This window comes from Streptomyces coelicoflavus (assembly GCF_045041415.1).
In the GTDB taxonomy this organism is placed as follows: Bacteria; Actinomycetota; Actinomycetes; order Streptomycetales; family Streptomycetaceae; genus Streptomyces; species Streptomyces coelicoflavus.
The window spans coordinates 5,249,139-5,266,893 of record NZ_CP108218.1 but is presented as its reverse complement, the minus strand read 5'-3'; the positions used below and the strand labels follow the sequence as shown (position 1 = coordinate 5,266,893).

The following is a 17,755-nucleotide window of genomic DNA, read 5'->3' as shown; positions in this document are numbered from 1 at the left end:
GTCGATTACCTCAGAAGTACTGGACGACGCCAACGCCGACGCCGACGCCGACGCCGACGGCAACGCCGGTGAGGGCCGCGGGGCCTGTCACCTCCCGTACCGCTCCGCCACCGCCGCGAAGGCGGCCTTGGGTTCCCATGCCATGTCGGGGTAGGTCCGGCCCTGGCGTCCTTCGAGGAGTTTGACGATGCCCAGGCCGGCCCGGTCCAGGTCGTCCCTGGGATCGCCGTCCGGGCGGTGCGGGTAGCCGGCCAGGGCGAACAGGAACACGAACGCGCTGTCCACGCCCTCGGTCTCGAAGATCTCCAGCAGTTCGCTGAGGTAGGCGGCCTGGCCGGGCTCGTCACGCTCGTAGACGCCGTCCAGGCGTACGGGGTCCTTGGTCTGCGGGTCGTACTCGACCACTTCCAGTACGCGCCCGCCGCGGTCTCCCGCGCCGGCGTAGGCGGCGGTGCCGAACCCGGTGACGGCGAGCGGCTTCGGGCCCCGGGCCAGGGTGCGCACCGCGTCCCGGAACCGGTCGGCGACCTCGGCGGAGCGGAGCAGTTCGTACGTCACGATGTCGAAGGGGGTCCAGTCGACCTGCTCGAACTGGATGGCCGCGTAGGTGAGCCTGCCCTGGAAGCGCTCGCGGACGGCGGCCACGGCGTCGCGGAGGAACTCGTTGACGCGTACGCCGAGTTCGCGGATCGTGTCGGCCCGCCGCTCGGGTGGGCTCATCAGCCGCGCGACGCGCTCCTCGGGGGTCTGTCCGGGCAGGAAGCCCCGGTTCATCACGCTCAGCTCGACCCCGGCGACGAACACGACCTCGGCTCCGCGCTGCCGGAGCCGTTCGGCGCGCTCGGCGCAGTCGCGGAAGAGGGTGAGGATCTGCTCGGGGTCCAGTTCCAGGGGGTAGGGCGAGAACCAGACCTCCAGGCCGAGGTCGGCGGCGGCTTCCGCGGCCAGCTCGAGGCGGGCCGGGTCGCCGCCGGTGATCTGGACGGCGTTGCAGTGCAGGTCGTCGCGGATGACGGCGAGTTCGCGCCGGACGACCGCGGGGTCGAAGTGCTCGCGGGCCGTCCGGCCGTGCAGGACGAATCCGGTGTCGTAGGTCATTCCTCTGGCCCGCATGGTGACGTCCTCTCCGTCTGTTTCGTCTGTCCCGGTCGGTTCGGGTGGGGTGAGGCTGACAGGAAATTTGCGTGCACGCAAGTTTGCGGGCGCGCAGTCTTGTGTGGGACGGTGGCACCGTGACGACACCACCACCGGGGCTGCGGGAGCGGAAGAAGCAGGCCACGCGCGAGGCGCTGCGCGCCGCGGCCCTGCGTCTGGCCATGGAGCACGGCCCCGACGGGGTGCGGGTCGAGGACATCGCCGAGGCGGCCGGGGTCTCGCCGCGCACCTACAACAACTACTTCGCCAGCCGCGAGCAGGCGATCGTCTCCGCCGTCACCGCGGACCGGGAGGCGCGGATCGCGGCGGCGGTCGCGGCCCGGCCCGAGGAGGTGCGTCTGGCCGAGGCCGTCACCGAGGCGGTGGTCGAGCAGTACACCGACGCCGGGGAAGGCGGGCACGAGGCGCTGCTGTTCATCACCACGCGGCCCGCGCTGCGCCACGCGTTCCTCGACTCCACCGCCGGCATCGAGCCACCGCTCACCGCGGTGATCGCCGAACGCCTGACCGGCACCGGAGCGCCCACCGCCCGCGTGCTCGCGGCGAGCGTGGCGGCGGCGGTGCGCATCGCCCTGGAGGGCTGGCTCCGGCCGGCGGGGGAGGACGCGGGGGCCGTCGGGGGGCTCGACGCCGGGGGGCTGATCGTGCCCGTCGGCTCACTGTCCGACCGGCTCCGCGCGGCACTGGCCCCGCTCGCGCCCTCGTTCGACGCCGCCGAGCGACGCGTCCAGCCGTGACGTCGAGGGGCTTTCCCTCAGCCTTCCGGAGCCCCCTGGTGGCCCTCAGCCCGTCACAGCACCGGTGATCAGGGGCCCCGCGGTCCTGTGCGGCGGGGGGCCCGCCACGAACCGGAAGCCGTCGCACCACCGTGAGGATATTCGATGTTCCGCCCGCCCCGGGAGGGCGCAGGATGACGCCCATGACTTTGGTGACTCCCGAGCTGCGGACCGATCGCCTGCGCCTGCGTCCCTTCACCGACGCCGACGGGGACCGTCTCTTCGCGCTGCACGGCAACACCCGCGTGATGCGCTACTGGGACTCCCCGTCGTGGACGGACCGGGCCCGCGCCGAGCGGTTCCTCGCGAACTGCCGGAAGTTGGAGCACGAAGGCACGGGAGCGCGGACCGCGATCGACCGCGCGTCCGACGGGGCCTTCGTCGGCTGGTGCGGCCTGTCCGAGTGGAACCCGGTCCACCGCAGCGCGTCGTTCGGGTACTGCCTCGGCGAGGCGATGTGGGGGCACGGCTACGCGACGGAGGCCGCGCAAGCGCTGCTGGGGTGGGCGTTCGACACGCTGGACCTGAACCGGGTCCAGGCGGAGGTCGACACGCGCAATCCGGCGTCCGCCCGGGTCCTGGAGAAGGCCGGGTTCGTGCGCGAAGGGACGCTGCGGGAGGACTGCGTCGTGGACGGCGAGGTGTCCGACTCGTGGGTGTACGGGCTGCTCAGGCGGGAGTGGCAGCCGTCCGCCGCTCCGGCGTCCCTTGGCTGAGAGGGCGTCAACTGTGTTGCAGGCAGCGGCGTCAGGCCGGCATACCCTCGGATGTCTCTCGGGTCCGCCCCCGCCTTCGGAAGGGTCGGCAGGCGCGCTGCTACGACCGTGAGTGGCGCGGGCAGGGCGGCGGGAGCCTCGCCCGCCTGGCGTACGTCCGTGTCCCCGTCCCCGTCCCCGTCCCGTCCTCGGGGGACGGCGTGACGCGCGGGGACGAAAGAACCGTCCGCCCGTCCCCGGGCGGCCCAGCGGTGCCGTTGGGCACGGTGCCCGGGCGGGTCGGCGTGAGTGGCGTCTGCGTGATCCTGGCCCGTTCCGCGCGCGTGCGTGAAGTGTTTCCCCGCCGCACCCCTCCTGTTCGCCGTGCCTGGCTACCTTCGCCTCGCCCGGTCCGGCAGCAGGAGAGGTATGTCCATGAGCGCCCCTGTCCACCGCTCCTCCGAACGGCCTTCCGCAGCCACCCTGGCAGCGGCCCGGCAGCGTCACGAGGAGGGACGGACCGGGGGTTCGTCCGGGGCCGGGACCTCGGCGGAGCAGGCCCTCCTCGGACTCCAGTCCAGCGTCGGCAACCGGGCGGCGACCGCCACGGTGCAGCGCGCCAGGGGCAGGACGCTGGAGCGGACCCCGGGAACCGACACCACCCGGCCCGGCTCGGACCCCGGCGCCCGGCGCGCCCCGGCCGGCCTCGCGCGACGCGGGTCGGCCCCCGGTGTCCTGACCGACCGCGCCCCACTCGGTACGGGGTCCGGCACCCGCCCCGCATCGGTCGCCGAAGTCCGGGCCGACACCGACACCGGCACCGCTGTCGTCACCAGCGCCAGCACCAGCACCTCGACACCCGTCGCCGCACTCGAGGCGACCACCGCCACCCGCTCCGACCCTCCGGGCCGTGCCCGGAGCGGATCGGACCCCGTCGCCCGGCCGGACGCCACCCCGCTCACCCGACGCGGTTCGGAGTCCGGCGCCCACGGCATGGAGGTCGACCCGGTCTTCCAGGAACAGGTCGGCACCGCCCGGGACGAAGCACGCACCGCCGCCGAAGAAGCGCGCCTCGCCGCCGAACGCGCCGCCCAGGAACGTGCCGCCGCCGAGGAAGCGGAACGCCGCGCCGCCCTCGCGGCCCGCTTCACCCCCTCGGGCCGCACCCGGCGCGGATCGGACACCGACACCCGACCCGACCCGACCGCCCTCACCCGACGCGGATCGGAGTCCGGCACCCACGGTATGGAGGTCGACCCCGGTTTCGAGGAACACGTCGACACCGCCAGAGAAGAAGCACGCATCGCTTCTGAACGCGCCGCCGAAGAAGCGCGCCTCGCCGCCGAACGCGCCGCCCAGGAACGTGCCGCCGCCGAGGAAGCGGAACGCCGCGCCGCCCTCGCGGCCCGCTTCACCCCCTCGGGCCGTACTCGACGCGGCTCCGACACCGACACCCGACCCGACCCCACCGCCCTCACCCGACGCGGATCGGAGTCCGGCACCCACGGCACGGGGATCGACCCCCGTCTCCAGGCGGAGCTCGACGCCGCCCGAGAGCAGGCACGCCTCGCGGCCGAACGCGCCGCCGCGGAACGTGCCGCCGCCGAGGAAGCGGAACGCCGCGCCGCCCTCGCGGCCCGCTTCACCGCGTCGGGTCGCACCCGGCGCGGCTCCGACACCGACACCCGACCCGACCCCACCGCCCTCACCCGACGCGGATCGGAGTCCGGCACCCAGGGCTTGGGGATCACCCCCCTCTTCCAGACGGAGCTCGACACCGCCCGGGACGCGGCGCGCGTCACCGCGACCGAAGGCACCGGCGAAGAAGAGGCCCGCCGCGCGGCGGGGGCCGGCTCGGGGAAGAAGAGCGATCGCCTGAAGGAGATCGCCGAGAACGCAGACCAGGGAAAGCGGATCCTCGATCCCGCGGACGCCCTGGGCAAGGGTGTCCAGGCGCCCACCGCCGCGGGCCTCGGGCAGCAGGCCACGGCAGAGGCGGCCGCCGCGGCGAAGCCGGACGCCACCGCGGCGGAGGCCGCCGGCGCGTCGGCGGCCTCCGTCCTGAAGCACGACGCGGCCGCCGCGGGACTCTCCGGCGCCTCGCTGAGCGCCGGCGCGGAGCTCCTCGCACTCGGGGCCGGCGTCGCGGACGCGTTGAGGAACCTGAAGACGGCCCTGAGCAAGAAGACCGGAGCCGGGTACCACAACGCGCGGAGGAAGGCCAAGGTCAAGGCGGGCGACGCGGGGATGAGCCTCGCCAGTACGGGCGCCAACGCCGGAGCCATCGCCAAGGAGGCGATCAAGGTGCAGGGCGTGGCGAGCACCGCGGCCTCCGCCGAGGCGAGCGGTGTGCTCAGCGGCGTCGCCGGTGTGGCGAAGAGCATCCGTGCCCTCGGCAAGGTCGGGGGCGCGGTCCGCAAGCACCGGGCCCTGGGGAAGCTCCCGGACGCCGAAACCGCCCACGCCGGACTGCTGGCCCGCCTGAAGGCTCCGGTGGACGCGGCGGAGCAACGCGCCAAAGCCGCGTACGACCAGGTCTCGAGGCTTCAGCAGGAGCTCGGACAAGGGCCCGCCCGGGAGGGGCTGCGGGAGGAGTTCGACGCCGCCGCACGGACCTACGAGGACGCGGCGCGGCACGAGGCCGACGTCAAACTCACCTACCTCCGGGCCCTGGGCGACGCGAGGACCGTGGACGGGACCAAGAAGTTCGCGAGGAAGAAGCAGGCCTCCAAGGCCGTCAAGGAAGGCATGGGCGGCGGGCTGGGCGAGGGGCTGAAGGGCGCGGGCGGCATCGCGACCGTGGCCATCGTCGCCACGGGAGCCCTCGCGTCCAACCCGGCCGGTTGGATCGTCGCCGCGGTCGGGGCGGGCCTCGTCGTCCTCACCGCCGGCTACAAGGGAGCCCGGTCGGGCTACGGGCGTTTCCAAGAGGCCCACCACCCCGAGCGCTACACGCCGCACGGCGAGCCCGTACCGGAGGCGCAGCCCACCTGGGAATCGCTGAAGCACGCCATGAAGGTCTGGAAGAAGGTGTCGAAGTACAAGCGCCAGCTGGCGGCGCACAAGCTCTACGCCATGCTCTCGAGCCCCGACACCGAGCCCGAACTGCGCCGTTCCGCGATGGACCTGCTGGTGGTGCTCAAGGCCGGGCCCGACGACCACGGGGTGGATCGGGCGACGTGGGAGGCGAGCCTCATGGACCCGGCCGGCAAGGCCGACTGGATCAAGGAGATCACGGACCAGCTCAGTTCGGGATCGTGACGGAGCGCGGGGCGCCGGCCGCATCCCGGCCGGCGCCCGGCCCGGCGCTGCCACAGGCAGTGCGACCGACGGGGCGACCGACGGCGACGGGGTACTCGGGTTCCTCTAGCAGGAGCCTGCCGAGGCGGCCAACGTCCTTTTCGGCCAAAGGGGTTCGGCAGCCATCGGAGTATTTTTCGCGTCAAACCGCCGACCGTTCCGGTTCGCGGTCACGAGACTGCCACGAGGCGTGAGCACAAGCGGTAGTGTCCCCTCCTGTACGTCGAACGCCGGTCGCGGATACGGGAGTTCGAGGTGGTGGCCGGGGGTGCGCGTTCCCGTCCCGCTTCGAGTCCGCGTCGTCGGCGCCCCCTGCTCGTACCGGTCCTCGCGTGTTCCTGGGAGTTCCATGTCGTGCGCCTTCGTCGCCGCCCGCGCCGCTGCCGACTCCGCGGCACGGGGTGCCCATGGGAGACACCGGTCCGCCGGGGCCCGTTGAGAGCCCGGCCGGCATCGGGCCGGCCCGCGCACCCGCCGCAGCACACCGCCCCTCCGCCGCGCCCCCGTGCGCCGTCCCGCCTCGGCCACCTCGCCCACACCGACGGCTTCCGATCCGTGAGGACCTGATGACTGAACTGATAGTGACCGCCACCGCCGTGCTGGCGGTGGCCGGAGTCGGGGCCGCGTGGTACTTCCGGCGCAAGGGCGAGCAGGCCCGGCGCCGGGCCGAGCAGCTGCGCGAGCACGCCGACCGGCTCACCCTGCAACTCGTCGCCGCCGAGCAGTACGTGGGACAACTGGCCGCCACCGTGATCCCGGCGGCGGCGAACGGCGGGCACGGCGGTACGGGACCCGAGGGCGGGCTGCCCGTGCCGGCGCAGCTCGACGGGACCCCGCTCGCCGAGCGGCTGCGCGCCGTGCCCGGCGCGGTGGCGGCCGCCGTGGGCGACGTACGGGCGCGGGAGCGGGCGGCCGCCCAGCAGGCCGCGGCCCACGCCGCCGAGCAGGTGCGGCAGGACACCGCGCGGCAGATCGCGCAGGTACGGCACGAGTCCGTCGGCGTGGCCCGGGCGGCCGTGCGCGGCTTCGCCAACAACGTCGTGGCCCGCTCGGCCAAGCTGGGCCGGGCCGTCAGCCAGGGCGTACGGCGGCACATCTCGGACGAGGCGTACGCGACGCTCGTGGAGATCGACCACCTCGCGCAGCAGATGCTGCTCACCGCGTCCGGTTACTCCGTGCTCGCCGGGGACAAGCTGTCCCGGCGCTGGCCCGCCACCTCGCTGACCGACATCGTGCGGGCGGCCATGGGCCGGATCGAGGGGTACGAGCGGATCAAGCACCCCGAGATGGGGTCCGTGGTGGTCGAGGGCCGCGCCGTGGAGGCGGTCGTGCACGCGCTCGCCGTACTGCTGGACAACGCCCTGCGCTACTCGCCGCCCGCCGCCAGCGTCCACGTCTCGCTGGAGCAGGGGCACCACGCCTGCTTCCTGATCGTGGACGACGCCGGGCTGCGCATGGACGACGAGCGGCTGCTGTGGGCCAGCGACGTGATGTCCGGCGAGCAGCGCGACGACATCACCCGCCTCGGCGCCCACCCCCAGACCGGGCTGCGCGTCGCGTCCCTGCTGGCGGAGAACTACGGCTTCCGCGTCGAGCTGACCGCGCCCAACATCTACCAGGGGACCCGGGCCATGGTCGTCCTGCCCAAGAACCTCGTCGTCGACCCGTCGGCGGCCCAGCCGGTGCCGCCGGCCGTGAACCGCGCGCTGCCGCCGAAGGCCACGGCACAGGCGGTGCCCGCGGACGCCACCGCGCCCGCCCCGGCCGCCACGCCCGCCCCCGAGCCCGCCCCGGCCGCCGCACCCGCGCCCGCCCCCGTGCCCGGGCCCGAGCCGGTCGCCGCCCCCGAGCCCGCCGTCTCGGCCCCGGCCCCCGCGGCCACGCCCGCCCCGGCCGCCGCACGCACACCCGCCCCCGTGCCCGGGCCCGAGCCGGTCGCCGCCCCCGCCGCCGAGCCCGAGCCCGCCGTCTCGGCCCCCGCCCCCGCGGCCACGCCCGCCCCCGCCTCCGCGGCCACCACGACCGCCAGCGGCCTCACCGTCCGCCGGCGTCCCCCCGCGCCCGCCCCCGTACGCCGCCCCGCCGTCCCCGACGACACCGAGCCCGGCCGTCCCGCCGTCGCCGCCGCCTGGGCGGCCGGTACCCGCCGGGGCCGGGACGGGGAGCGGCCCTCGCAGACCTCCGCCGACGCCATCCACTCCCCCGCCGCTCACCCCACCCCCCACGACGGCGCTGACGACGAAGGACACTGATCGTGCAAGACACACACACCAACAGCCTGGGCTGGCTGCTGGACCAGGAACTCGGCAGCGTCGAGGGCGTCCGGTACGCCGTGCTGATGAGCAGCGACGGGTTGCTGAAGGCCCGCACCGAGACGATCGGCCAGGACGACGGGGAGCGGTTCGCCGCGCTGACGGCGGCGCTGCGCGCGGCGGGCAAGGCCTGGGACGAGTTCACCGGCGGCGCGGGGATGCGGCAGCTGCTGATCGAGTCGGTCGGCTGCATCGGGCTGACGACCACCGCCGCGAAGAACACCATGCTGTCGGTGTGCACGACCGGCCCCGACGCCGACGTCGGCCTGATCTCGCACCACATGGTGCGGCTCGCCACCCGGGTGGGGCACGAGCTGGGCACGGAGGAGCGCGTGCCGGTCGCGGACGGCGGCCAACCGGTATGAGCGGGCCGCGGCGCGACCCCGACATGGTCCGGCCCTACGTCCGCACCCAGGGCCGGATCCGTGCGCGCGAGGACGTGCGCCTGGAGAGCGTGGTCATCGCCGCGACCGGCCCCACGGACACCCTCGGCCCGGACGCCCGCCGGGTGATGCGGCTGTTCTCCGGCGCGAACGGCGGCCTGGCCGTCGCCGACATCGCCGCCGCGCTGGAGCTGCCGCCCTCCACGGTGCGCATCCTCGTCTCCTCGCTGATGGACTCCGGCCACCTCTCCAGCCCGGTCGCCGCGATCGACGACCAGCCCGACTTCGACCTGCTGCAGGAGGTACTCCGTGGACTCCGCTCCCTCGTCTGACCGGGCCGAACGGGCCGTCACCTACGTCCCCGCCACGGTGACCCGGTCGGCGAAGATCGTGGTCGCGGGCGGCTTCGGCGTCGGCAAGACGACGCTGATCGGCAGCGTCTCGGAGGTACGGCCGCTGCGGATGGAGGAGCCGATCACGCAGGCCAGCGCCGGTGTGGACGACCTGCGCGGCACCCCGCACAAGACGACGACCACCGTGGCGATGGACTTCGGCCGCATCCACATGGCCGGCGGCCGGCTCGCGCTGTACCTGTTCGGGCTGCCCGGTCAGTCCCGTTTCCAGCCGCTGTGGGAGGACCTGGCCGAGGGCGCCCTCGGCTGTCTCGTCCTGGCCGACACCCGCGACCTCGACGCCTCGCACGACGCCCTCGGTCTGCTGGACGCCGCGGGCATCCCGTACGCCGTCGCCATCAACACCTTCCCCGGCGCCCCGGAGTACCCCGAGGCCGAGCTGCGCGAGGCGCTGGCCCTGGAGCCGGCCACGCCCCTGACGTACCTCGACGCCCGCGACCGCATCTCCTCCCTGCACGCCCTGATCACGCTCACCGAGTACCTCACCGAGCACCGTCCAGCCGCCCTCCTGGAGTCCCGCCGATGACGCTGCCCTCCGCCGAGCCCGTGCCCCCCGGTCCGCCGGGCCGGATCGCCCTGTACGCACCGGAGTTCGCCGCCGATCCGCACGCCGCCTACCGGAGCATGCGCCGCACCCACGGCCCGCTGGTCCCGGTCGACCTGGCACCCGGCGTTCCCGCGACCCTGGTGATCGGCTACTACCAGGCCCGCCGCATCCTGAACGACCCGCTGCACTTCCCGGCCGACCCGCGCGCCTGGGAGAAGCTGATCCCGGCGACCTGCCCGGTGCGGCCGATGATGGAGTGGCGGCCCAACGCGCTGCGCTCGGGCGGCGCCGAGCACGCCCGCTACCGGTCGGCCAACACCCACGCCATCGACGGGGTCGACCAGCACGGACTGCGCGCCCTGGTCGAGAAGGTCGCCGACGGTGCCATCGACGGGTTCCGCGCGACCGGCTCGGCGGACCTGCTCACCCAGTACTCGTTCCCCATCGCCTTCAGCGTCCTGAGCGCGCTGCTCGGCTGCCCGGACGAGATCGGGCAGCGCATCGCCGACGGCATGGCGAAGATCTTCGACACCACCAACGCCGAGCAGGGCAACGTGATCCTCGCCCGGGCCGTGTCCGACCTGGTGGCCCTGCGCCGGGCCCACCCCGGCGACGACATCACGTCCCGGCTGGCCCTGCACCCCGTCGAGCTGACCGACGAGGAGATGAGCCACCAGCTCGTCACGCTCTACGGCGCCGGGATCGAACCCATGACCAACCTGATCAGCAACACGATCCTGAAGATCCTCACCGACGAGGAGTTCTCCGCGGACCTGCACGCCGGGCTCTCCACGGTGCGCGACGCGCTCGACGCCGTCCTCTACACCGACCCGCCGATGGCCAACTACTGCATCTCCTACCCGCCGTACCCCATCGACGTGGAGGGCGTGCTGCTGCCGGCCGACCAGCCGGTGGTGATCTCGATGGCGGCCGCGAACAACGACCCGGCCCTCACCGAGGGCGTGCCCGCGGGACAGCACGGCGGCAATCGCGCCCACCTGGCCTGGAGCACCGGCCCGCACACCTGCCCCGCCCGCTCGCACGCCTACCTGATCGCCGAGACCGCGGTCACCCATCTCCTGGACGCGCTGCCGGAGACGGACCTGGCCCGTCCGCTCGCCGAACTGGCCTGGCGCCCCGGCCCGTTCCACCGCGCCCTCGAATCCCTGCCCGTCACCTTCCCCGCCGCGCAACCCGCCGCACACTAAGGAGCCAGGTCATGGCGACCCAGCAGCCCGCCCTCGTCCTCGACCCCACCGGCGCCGGTCACCACGCCGAGCACCGCACCCTGCGGGAGGGCGGCCCGGCCACGCGGGTGGACGTCCTCGGGGTGGAGGCCTGGTCGGTGAGCGACCCCGGCCTGCTCAAACAGCTGCTCACCAGCCCCGACGTCTCCAAGGACGCCCGGGCGCACTGGCCCGCCTTCGGCGAGGTCGTCACCACCTGGCCGCTGGCGCTGTGGGTGGCGGTGGAGAACATGTTCACCGCGTACGGCCCCAATCACCGCAAGCTGCGCCGGCTGGTGGCGCCCGCGTTCAGCGCCCGCCGCATAGCCGCGATGCGGCCTGCCGTGGAGGGAATGGTGACCGGGCTCGTCGACCGGCTCGCGGAGCTTCCCACGGGCGAACCGGTCGATCTGCGCAAGGAGTTGGCCTACCCGCTGCCCATCGCGGTCATCGGTCATCTCATGGGCGTGCCCGAGGACCGGCGCGACGGCTTCCGCGCCCTGGTGGACGGCGTCTTCGACACCACCCTCGACCAGGCCGAGGCCCAGGCCAACACCGCGCGTCTGTACGGGGTCCTGGACGAGCTGATCGCCGCCAAGCGCGCCACGCCGGGCGACGACATGACGTCCCTGCTCATCGCCGCGCGGGACGACGAGGGCGACGGCGACCGCCTCTCGCCCGAGGAACTGCGCGACACACTGCTGCTGATGATCAGCGCCGGGTACGAGACCACCGTCAACGTCATCGACCAGGCCGCGCACACCCTGCTGACCCGCCCCGACCAGCTCGCACTCGTCCGCAAGGGCGAGGTCACCTGGGGCGACGTGGTGGAGGAGACGCTGCGCCACGAACCGGCGGTCAAGCATCTGCCGCTGCGGTACGCGGTCACGGACATCGCCCTGCCGGACGGGCGGACCATCGCCCGCGGGGAGGCGATCCTCGCCTCGTACGCCGCCGCCAACCGCCACCCCGACTGGCACGAGGACGCCGACACCTTCGACGCGACCCGCACGCTCAAGGAGCACCTCGCCTTCGGCCACGGCGTCCACTTCTGCCTGGGCGCGCCGCTGGCCCGCATGGAGGTGACCCTCGCGCTGGAGAGCCTCTTCGGCCGCTTCCCGGACATCCGCCTCGCGGACCCGGCCGAGGAGCTGCCGCCCGTGCCATCCCTGATCAGCAACGGCCACCAGCGGCTCCCGGTCCTGCTGCACGCCGGCTGAGCGGCGGGCAAGGGCCTGCCGTCACATTCCCGTCGTCCGCCCGAAGGGCGGGTCCGGCGGCGTCAGGTGCGTGCTCTCGGCGTGCCGGGCGTCGACCGGCGTACTGGTTGTACGTGGTCGGCGCCCGGTGCGGCGAGTGGGGGTACCTCCCACGCCCTTAAGGCAGTGGGGGAGCGTGCATGGCGTCGCCGGGCAGGCGGGAATGTGACGGCAGGCCCTAGCGGGACCGGGCGCCGGGGATGTCCGGCCGGAGCCGTCGGCTTCAGCCGAACATCCCCGGCTCGTAGTCGCCGGCCGGCTGCTGGGTGATGACGTTCAGGCGGTTGTAGGTGTTGATGACGGCGATCAGCCCGACCAGGGCGGTGAGCTGCTCCTCGTCGTAGTGCTCGGCCGCCTTCGCCCAGGCCTCGTCGGTGACGCCGCCGCCGTCGGCGATGCGGGTGCCCTGCTCGGTCAGCTCCAGGGCGGCGCGCTCGGCGTCGGTGAAGACCTTGGCCTCCCGCCAGGCGGCGATCAGGTTGAGGCGCAGCGAGGTCTCCCCCGCCTTCGCGGCGTCCTTGGTGTGCATGTCGAGGCAGAAGCCGCAGCCGTTGATCTGACTCGCGCGGATCTTGACCAGCTCCTGGGTCGCGGCCGGCAGCGTCGAGTCGCTCACGGCCTTGCCCGCGGAGTTGATGTGGCGCAGGATCTTGCCGGCGAGCGGGCTGGCGAACATGTTGAGACGCGCTTCCATGACGGGTTCCTCTCCATCGGTGCCTGATCGGCTTCTCGGTCGTACACAGCTACGACGGATGCCGGCGGCGCGATGTGACAGGCCGGAGCACGGCCCGTATGTGACCTGCGTCTCACCCGATCGGGGTGGTGCGTTCCAGCAGCCGGCCCAGTGCCGCCGTCACGGCGTCCGGGCGTTCGTCCATCACCCAGTGGCCCGCGCCGTCCAGCAGCGTCAGCTCGGCGCCGGGCACGGACGCGGCCAGCCCGGTCGCGATCGCCGGGCTGAGGTACGGGTCCGCGCGGCCCCAGACGACCGCCGTCGGGCAGGCGATGTCCCCCAGTCCCCGGCGCAGTTCCGGGCGGGCCGGGGTGCGGTAGTCGCCGAAGTAGTGGAGCAGCCAGCGGCGGCCCTCGGGGGTGGCCATCCAGCCGACGTAGCCGTCCAGGACGCGGGGTTCCAGGTGCCCGGCGCGGACGAGCGGGGCGAAGGCGCGGCGGTGGAGGGCGGCGTAGGGCAGGCGCGTCGCCGGGCCGCGGAGGGCGGGGGTGCGTCCGACGAGGCCGACCAGGCTGAACACGGCGTACCAGCGGCGGGTGAAGGTGGCGTGGGCGCGGCTGTTGAGGATCGCGAGCCGCCGTACCCGCGCGGGGTGGGTCTGGGCGAGGCCGAGGGCGAGGAAGCCGCCGTAGTCGTGCCCGGCCAGGTTCACCGAGTCGAGGCCCAGCGCGTCGAGGAGCCGGCCGAGCCGGGCGACCTCCGTGTCGTAGTCGAAGGACAGGTGGAGGGGGCGGTCGGAGGCGCCCCAGCCGAGGAGGTCCGGGGTGACGGCCCGGTACCGCTCGGACAGGGGCGGGACCTGGTGGCGCCAGCACTGGTGGTCGGCGGGGTAGCCGTGCAGGAGGACCACCGGCTCGGCGCCGGGCGGTCCCGACTCCCAGCAGGCGACACGGGCGCCGTCCACCGTGACCGTCCGGGGGCGCGGCGGATCGTAGGTGCGGGGGCGCTGCGCGGTCATCGGTCTCCTCCGGGGCTCGTCTCTCCCCCCCAACGGAGCGGATACCCGCGAGTGTCGCGATCAGGGCTCGGTGTTCGGCCGAAAGGGGCGGGGATTAGCCTCGAAGCCGACAAGCCGGTACGGCCGGAGCAGGTCCGGCCGCGGTCGGAGCAGGAGGCAGAGATGGCGAAGGTTCCCAGCGCGGTGGTCGCCGCGGGCGGTCTCGTCGGCGGGTACGGCGTGGCCCGCTGGACGAAGAAGCGGCAGCTCGGCGGGGCCGTGCTCGCCGTCGCCGGGGCCGCCGCCGCGCAGCAGTGGCGGCAGCGGGCCGGCGGGAGGGCGGCGGGCGCGCTGACGGCGGCGTACGTCGCCGGGTTCGCCGGGTCGCACCCGCTGGCCAAGAAGGTCGGCGCGTGGCCCGCCGTGTTCGGTGTGGCCGGCGCGGTGGCGCTGGCCTCCTGGGCGGTCGCCGACCGGCGCGCCTGAGGAGGGACGTCCGCTCAGGGCAGGTGGGTCAGCACGTTGATCACCCGGCCGTCCGGGGCCCGTACGAAGAAGCGCCGTACGCCCCACTCCTCGTTCCGCGGCTCCCGTACGATCTCGGCGCCCGACGCGGCGACCTGGTCGTAGACCGCGTCGACGTCCTCGACCTCCACGCTGAGGTCGGGGACGACGGGCGCCGTGCGTTCCTCGGTGAACAGGCTGATCTGGGCGGTCGGGTTGGACGGGGAGGCCAGGGTCGTCACCCAGCCCATGTCCATGACCTCCTCGAAGCCGAGCAGGCCGTAGAACTCGCGGCTCGTGTTCCACTGCTCCTCGGCCTCGACGTGGATGTTGGGGACGATCCTGCGGATGCTCATCGGAGGGCTCCTCGACGACTGTGCCGGCCGGGTTCGGGGCTACGTGTGCGACGCTACGCGGTCTTCGTGCCGGAGCCCTCTGTTCCGGGCGCGTCCGGTGCCGCCGTCGACAGCGGCTCGGCGATGTCCTCCAGTGAACGGCGTTCCGCCTTCACCGCCAGGAACGCCGCCACCAGGCCGGCCGCGCACATCAGACCGGCGCCGATCTGGAAGGCCAGGACCGTGTCGCCGACCACGCCGGACTCGGTCAGGTCGGCGAAGAGCAGCGGGCCGCTGATACCGCCGGCGGCGGTGCCGAGGGCGTAGAAGAAGGCGATGGCCATGGCCCGGGTCTCCATGGGGAAGATCTCGGAGACGGTCAGGTACGCGCTGGAGGCGCCCGCCGAGGCGAAGAACAGCACCACGCACCAGCAGGCCGTCATGGTCGTCGCCGTGAGCGAGCCGCGGTCGAAGAGCCAGGCCGTGCCGAAGAGCAGGAGGCCGGAGACCAGGTAGGTGCTGGAGATCATGATGCGGCGGCCGACCGTGTCGAAGAGGTGGCCGAGGAGCAGCGGGCCGCAGAAGTTGCCCGCGGCGATGACGGCGAAGTAGTAGCCCGTGCTGCCGGTCGGCACGTCGAAGAACGTGATGAGGATGGTGCCGAAGCCGAAGGTGATCGCGTTGTACAGGAAGGCCTGGCCGATGAAGAGGGACAGGCCGAGGACCGCGCGGCGCGGGTAGCGGCGGAAGACGGTCTTGGCGATCAGGCCGAAGCCGATGGACTTGCGCTGGTGGATGGTGATCTCACCGGCCGGCGGCGGGAGCTTCTCGCCCTTCTCCTGTTCGATCTCCCGTTCGACGGACGAGACGAGTCGGTCGGCCTTCTCGCCCTGCCCGTGGATGAACTGCCACCGTGGGCTCTCCGGGACGTGCCGCCGCACCAGCAGCACCACCAGGCCCAGGACCACACCGAGGGCGAAGCTGAGCCGCCAGCCGACGTCCTTGGCGAAGATGTCGGTGTCCAGCATCACGATGGACAGCAGGGCGCCGCCGATCGCTCCGAGCCAGTAGCTGCCGTTGATGATGAGGTCGACCCGGCCCCGGTAGTGGGACGGGATCAGCTCGTCGATGGCGGAGTTGATCGCCGCGTACTCGCCGCCGATACCGAAGCCGGTGAGGAAGCGGAAGAGGAAGAACCACCAGGACTCGAAGGAGACCGCGGTCAGCGCGGTGGCCGCCAGATAGACCACCAGGGTCAGCATGAACAGCTTCTTGCGGCCGTGCCGGTCGGTCAGCCAGCCGAAGAACAGGGCGCCGGAGCAGGCCCCCGCGACGTAGAGGGCGGCGGCGAGGCCGGTGATCTGCGCCGAGCTGATGTCGAGGCCGCTGCCGTCCTCGGCGATGCGTCCGGCGACGTTGCCGACGATCGTGACTTCCAGGCCGTCCAGGATCCAGACGGTGCCCAGGCCGATCACGATCATCCAGTGCCAGCGCGACCAGGGCAGCCGGTCGAGCCGGGCGGGGACGGCCGTGGTGACCGTCCCGGTGGAGGCGGGCACCGAGCCCGACGACGACGCTTCTGCTGCCATGGCACCCTCTCCGTCGGGCTCTCCGTCGAGCGAACGCCTCACGTGTGCCCGGGACCGGCCACGCCACGCGCCGCGTCCGGGGCTACGCCCCCAGGATGCGGGAGACCGTGTAGATCAGCAGCCCGGCCAGTGAGCCGACCACCGTGCCGTTGATGCGGATGAACTGGAGGTCGCGGCCGATGTTGGCCTCGATCTTCTTGGTGGTGTGCTCGGCGTCCCAGCCCGCCACGGTGTCGGTGATCAGCGAGGTGATCTCCTTGCGGTAGGTGGTCACCACGTAGACCGCGGCGCCCTCCACCCAGCCGTCGACCTTGCCCTGCACCTTGGGGTCGGAGGCCATCCGGGTGCCCAGGGAGAGGAGCGAGGCGCGCACCCTGAGCCGCAGTTCGCTGCGCTCGTCCTCCGCCGCCGAGACGATCATGGAGCGTACGGCCGTCCAGGCGGACGCGATCAGGTCCTGGACCTCGCCGCGGCCCAGCACCTCGGTCTTCAGCCGCTCCACCCGCGCCCGGGTCTCCGTGTCGGACTGGAGGTCGGCGGCGAAGTCGGTGAGGAAGCGGTCGAGGGCGCCGCGCGCGGGGTGGGCGGGCATGTCGCGCATCTCGGTGACGAAGCGCAGCAGCTCCTTGTAGACCCGGTCGCCGATCTTCCGGTCGACGAACCGGGGGGTCCAGCCGGGCGCCCCGCCCTGTACGGCGTCCATCACGGAGTCGCCGTGCAGGATCAGCCAGTCGTGGGCGCGGGAGACGATCAGGTCGACGGCGCGCTTGTGACCGCCGTCGGAGACGACCCGGTCCAGCATCTTGCCGATGCCGGGGGCGATCTCCTGGGCGTCGGCCCGGCGCGTGATCGCCTCGCCGACCACCGCCTGGACGTCGGAGTCGCGCAGCACGGTGAGGGCGCCGCGCAGGGCGGCGGACAGCTCGGCCGTCACCCGGTCGGCGTGTTCGGGCACGGCGAGCCAGGCGCCGAGGCGGCTGCCGATGCCGACGGCGCGCAGCCGGTGGCGTACGACGTCCTCGGAGAGGAAGTTCTCGCCGACGAACTCGCCCAGCGAGACACCCAGCTGGTCCTTCTTCTTCGGGATGATCGCGGTGTGCGGGATGGGGATGCCGAGCGGGTGGCGGAAGAGCGCGGTGACCGCGAACCAGTCGGCGAGCGCGCCGACCATGCCGGCCTCGGCGGCGGCCGACACATAGCCCGCCCAGGCGCCCGCGCCCCGGTGGGAGGCCCACTCGGCCAGGACGTAGACCACGGCGACGAAGAGCAGCAGGCCGGTGGCGGTGAGCTTCATCCGGCGCACGCCGCGCCGCTTCTCCTCGTCGGCCGGGCTGAAGGACGTCATCGCCCGGTCGCGCACCACGCCCGCGCCGCCGTCACCGGTGCCCGCCCCCGCGCCGCCGGAACCACCCGTGCCGCCCCCCGCGCCGCCGGGAAGTTCCGTTTTCGTGCGTTCCATCCGCTCCACCGTTCGCTGATACGTCCCTCACACATTGTCCCTTCATGACCGACTCCCGGAACGGAACACAAGTTCCCGGCGTCTGTCCCCGGGAGGGGGAACGCCCGGGGCTCCCGCGGCACTTCCTCCACC

At 73.5% G+C, this 17,755-nt stretch carries 16 protein-coding genes; 10 read left to right on the top strand and 6 right to left on the bottom strand.

All coding sequences use genetic code 11. The features are described 5' to 3' along the window. Positions 1-87: 87 nt before the first annotated feature. The gene (locus OHA99_RS23450; RefSeq protein ID WP_405697644.1) at positions 88-1,113 is read right to left on the bottom strand and encodes a hypothetical protein; all 1,026 of its coding nucleotides are present in this window, start codon (positions 1,111-1,113) and stop codon (positions 88-90) included. Between the two features lie 119 nt (positions 1,114-1,232). Here OHA99_RS23450 and OHA99_RS23445 point away from each other — a divergent pair, with 119 nt between their 5' ends. The 9 genes from OHA99_RS23445 (at position 1,233) to OHA99_RS23405 (ending at position 12,027) form a co-directional block, all read left to right on the top strand. Next, entirely contained in the window at positions 1,233-1,892 is a 660-nt protein-coding gene (locus tag OHA99_RS23445) for a TetR/AcrR family transcriptional regulator (RefSeq protein ID WP_405697642.1), read from the top strand. A 182-nt stretch (positions 1,893-2,074) separates the two neighbouring features. Continuing rightward, positions 2,075-2,647: a GNAT family N-acetyltransferase gene (locus tag OHA99_RS23440; RefSeq protein ID WP_405697640.1), complete on the top strand. Its 573-nt coding sequence runs from the start codon at positions 2,075-2,077 to the stop codon at positions 2,645-2,647. Positions 2,648-3,061: 414 nt separating this feature from the next. Then, positions 3,062-5,887: a hypothetical protein gene (locus OHA99_RS23435; RefSeq protein ID WP_405697639.1), complete on the top strand. Its 2,826-nt coding sequence runs from the start codon at positions 3,062-3,064 to the stop codon at positions 5,885-5,887. A 605-nt stretch (positions 5,888-6,492) separates the two neighbouring features. After that, entirely contained in the window at positions 6,493-8,178 is a 1,686-nt protein-coding gene (locus tag OHA99_RS23430; protein WP_405697638.1) for an ATP-binding protein, read from the top strand. 2 nt (positions 8,179-8,180) lie between these two features. Continuing rightward, complete coding sequence (locus OHA99_RS23425; RefSeq protein WP_007450033.1) at positions 8,181-8,603, top strand: roadblock/LC7 domain-containing protein; 423 nt, start codon at positions 8,181-8,183, stop codon at positions 8,601-8,603. Then, positions 8,600-8,953, top strand: a complete 354-nt coding sequence (locus OHA99_RS23420; RefSeq protein ID WP_153179665.1) for a DUF742 domain-containing protein — start codon at positions 8,600-8,602, stop codon at positions 8,951-8,953. Before OHA99_RS23425 ends, OHA99_RS23420 begins: the two co-directional genes overlap by 4 nt. Further along, positions 8,931-9,560, top strand: a complete 630-nt coding sequence (locus tag OHA99_RS23415) for an ATP/GTP-binding protein (protein WP_228126207.1) — start codon at positions 8,931-8,933, stop codon at positions 9,558-9,560. Before OHA99_RS23420 ends, OHA99_RS23415 begins: the two co-directional genes overlap by 23 nt. After that, on the top strand, positions 9,557-10,789 hold the full coding sequence (locus OHA99_RS23410) for a cytochrome P450 (RefSeq protein WP_153179664.1): 1,233 nt from the start codon (positions 9,557-9,559) through the stop codon (positions 10,787-10,789). The genes OHA99_RS23415 and OHA99_RS23410 overlap by 4 nt, the downstream gene beginning before the upstream one ends. 11 nt (positions 10,790-10,800) lie before the next feature. Then, complete coding sequence (locus tag OHA99_RS23405; RefSeq protein WP_153179663.1) at positions 10,801-12,027, top strand: cytochrome P450; 1,227 nt, start codon at positions 10,801-10,803, stop codon at positions 12,025-12,027. A gap of 262 nt (positions 12,028-12,289) precedes the next feature. Here the strand turns inward: OHA99_RS23405 and OHA99_RS23400 are convergent, their stop codons facing one another. Together OHA99_RS23400 and OHA99_RS23395 are read right to left on the bottom strand one after the other, a co-directional pair. Further along, positions 12,290-12,760, bottom strand: a complete 471-nt coding sequence (locus tag OHA99_RS23400) for a carboxymuconolactone decarboxylase family protein (protein WP_366472986.1) — start codon at positions 12,758-12,760, stop codon at positions 12,290-12,292. Positions 12,761-12,872: 112 nt separating this feature from the next. Then, entirely contained in the window at positions 12,873-13,757 is an 885-nt protein-coding gene (locus tag OHA99_RS23395) for an alpha/beta fold hydrolase (RefSeq protein WP_405697634.1), read from the bottom strand. Between the two features lie 162 nt (positions 13,758-13,919). Between OHA99_RS23395 and OHA99_RS23390 the strand changes: the two genes are divergently transcribed. Beyond that, the gene (locus tag OHA99_RS23390) at positions 13,920-14,222 is read left to right on the top strand and encodes a hypothetical protein (protein ID WP_054100802.1); all 303 of its coding nucleotides are present in this window, start codon (positions 13,920-13,922) and stop codon (positions 14,220-14,222) included. A gap of 14 nt (positions 14,223-14,236) precedes the next feature. Here OHA99_RS23390 and OHA99_RS23385 read toward each other — a convergent pair whose 3' ends face one another. From OHA99_RS23385 to OHA99_RS23375, 3 genes are all read right to left on the bottom strand, one after another. Beyond that, the gene (locus OHA99_RS23385; protein WP_153179660.1) at positions 14,237-14,596 is read right to left on the bottom strand and encodes a VOC family protein; all 360 of its coding nucleotides are present in this window, start codon (positions 14,594-14,596) and stop codon (positions 14,237-14,239) included. A gap of 53 nt (positions 14,597-14,649) precedes the next feature. Next, positions 14,650-16,164 (bottom strand): MFS transporter, encoded by a 1,515-nt coding sequence (locus tag OHA99_RS23380; RefSeq protein ID WP_153179659.1) that lies wholly within the window; start codon positions 16,162-16,164, stop codon positions 14,650-14,652. An 82-nt stretch (positions 16,165-16,246) separates the two neighbouring features. Further along, complete coding sequence (locus OHA99_RS23375) at positions 16,247-17,623, bottom strand: DUF445 domain-containing protein (RefSeq protein ID WP_366472988.1); 1,377 nt, start codon at positions 17,621-17,623, stop codon at positions 16,247-16,249. Positions 17,624-17,755: the final 132 nt, after the last annotated feature.

Coding starts and splice junctions, on each gene's coding strand:
- OHA99_RS23450 (WP_405697644.1), bottom strand. CDS start 1,113: ATGCGGGCCAGAGGAATGACCTACGACACCGGATTCGTCCTGCACGGC.
- OHA99_RS23440 (WP_405697640.1), top strand. CDS start 2,075: ATGACTTTGGTGACTCCCGAGCTGCGGACCGATCGCCTGCGCCTGCGT.
- OHA99_RS23435 (WP_405697639.1), top strand. CDS start 3,062: ATGAGCGCCCCTGTCCACCGCTCCTCCGAACGGCCTTCCGCAGCCACC.
- OHA99_RS23430 (WP_405697638.1), top strand. CDS start 6,493: ATGACTGAACTGATAGTGACCGCCACCGCCGTGCTGGCGGTGGCCGGA.
- OHA99_RS23420 (WP_153179665.1), top strand. CDS start 8,600: ATGAGCGGGCCGCGGCGCGACCCCGACATGGTCCGGCCCTACGTCCGC.
- OHA99_RS23410 (WP_153179664.1), top strand. CDS start 9,557: ATGACGCTGCCCTCCGCCGAGCCCGTGCCCCCCGGTCCGCCGGGCCGG.
- OHA99_RS23405 (WP_153179663.1), top strand. CDS start 10,801: ATGGCGACCCAGCAGCCCGCCCTCGTCCTCGACCCCACCGGCGCCGGT.
- OHA99_RS23400 (WP_366472986.1), bottom strand. CDS start 12,760: ATGGAAGCGCGTCTCAACATGTTCGCCAGCCCGCTCGCCGGCAAGATC.
- OHA99_RS23395 (WP_405697634.1), bottom strand. CDS start 13,757: ATGACCGCGCAGCGCCCCCGCACCTACGATCCGCCGCGCCCCCGGACG.
- OHA99_RS23390 (WP_054100802.1), top strand. CDS start 13,920: ATGGCGAAGGTTCCCAGCGCGGTGGTCGCCGCGGGCGGTCTCGTCGGC.
- OHA99_RS23385 (WP_153179660.1), bottom strand. CDS start 14,596: ATGAGCATCCGCAGGATCGTCCCCAACATCCACGTCGAGGCCGAGGAG.
- OHA99_RS23380 (WP_153179659.1), bottom strand. CDS start 16,164: ATGGCAGCAGAAGCGTCGTCGTCGGGCTCGGTGCCCGCCTCCACCGGG.
- OHA99_RS23375 (WP_366472988.1), bottom strand. CDS start 17,623: ATGGAACGCACGAAAACGGAACTTCCCGGCGGCGCGGGGGGCGGCACG.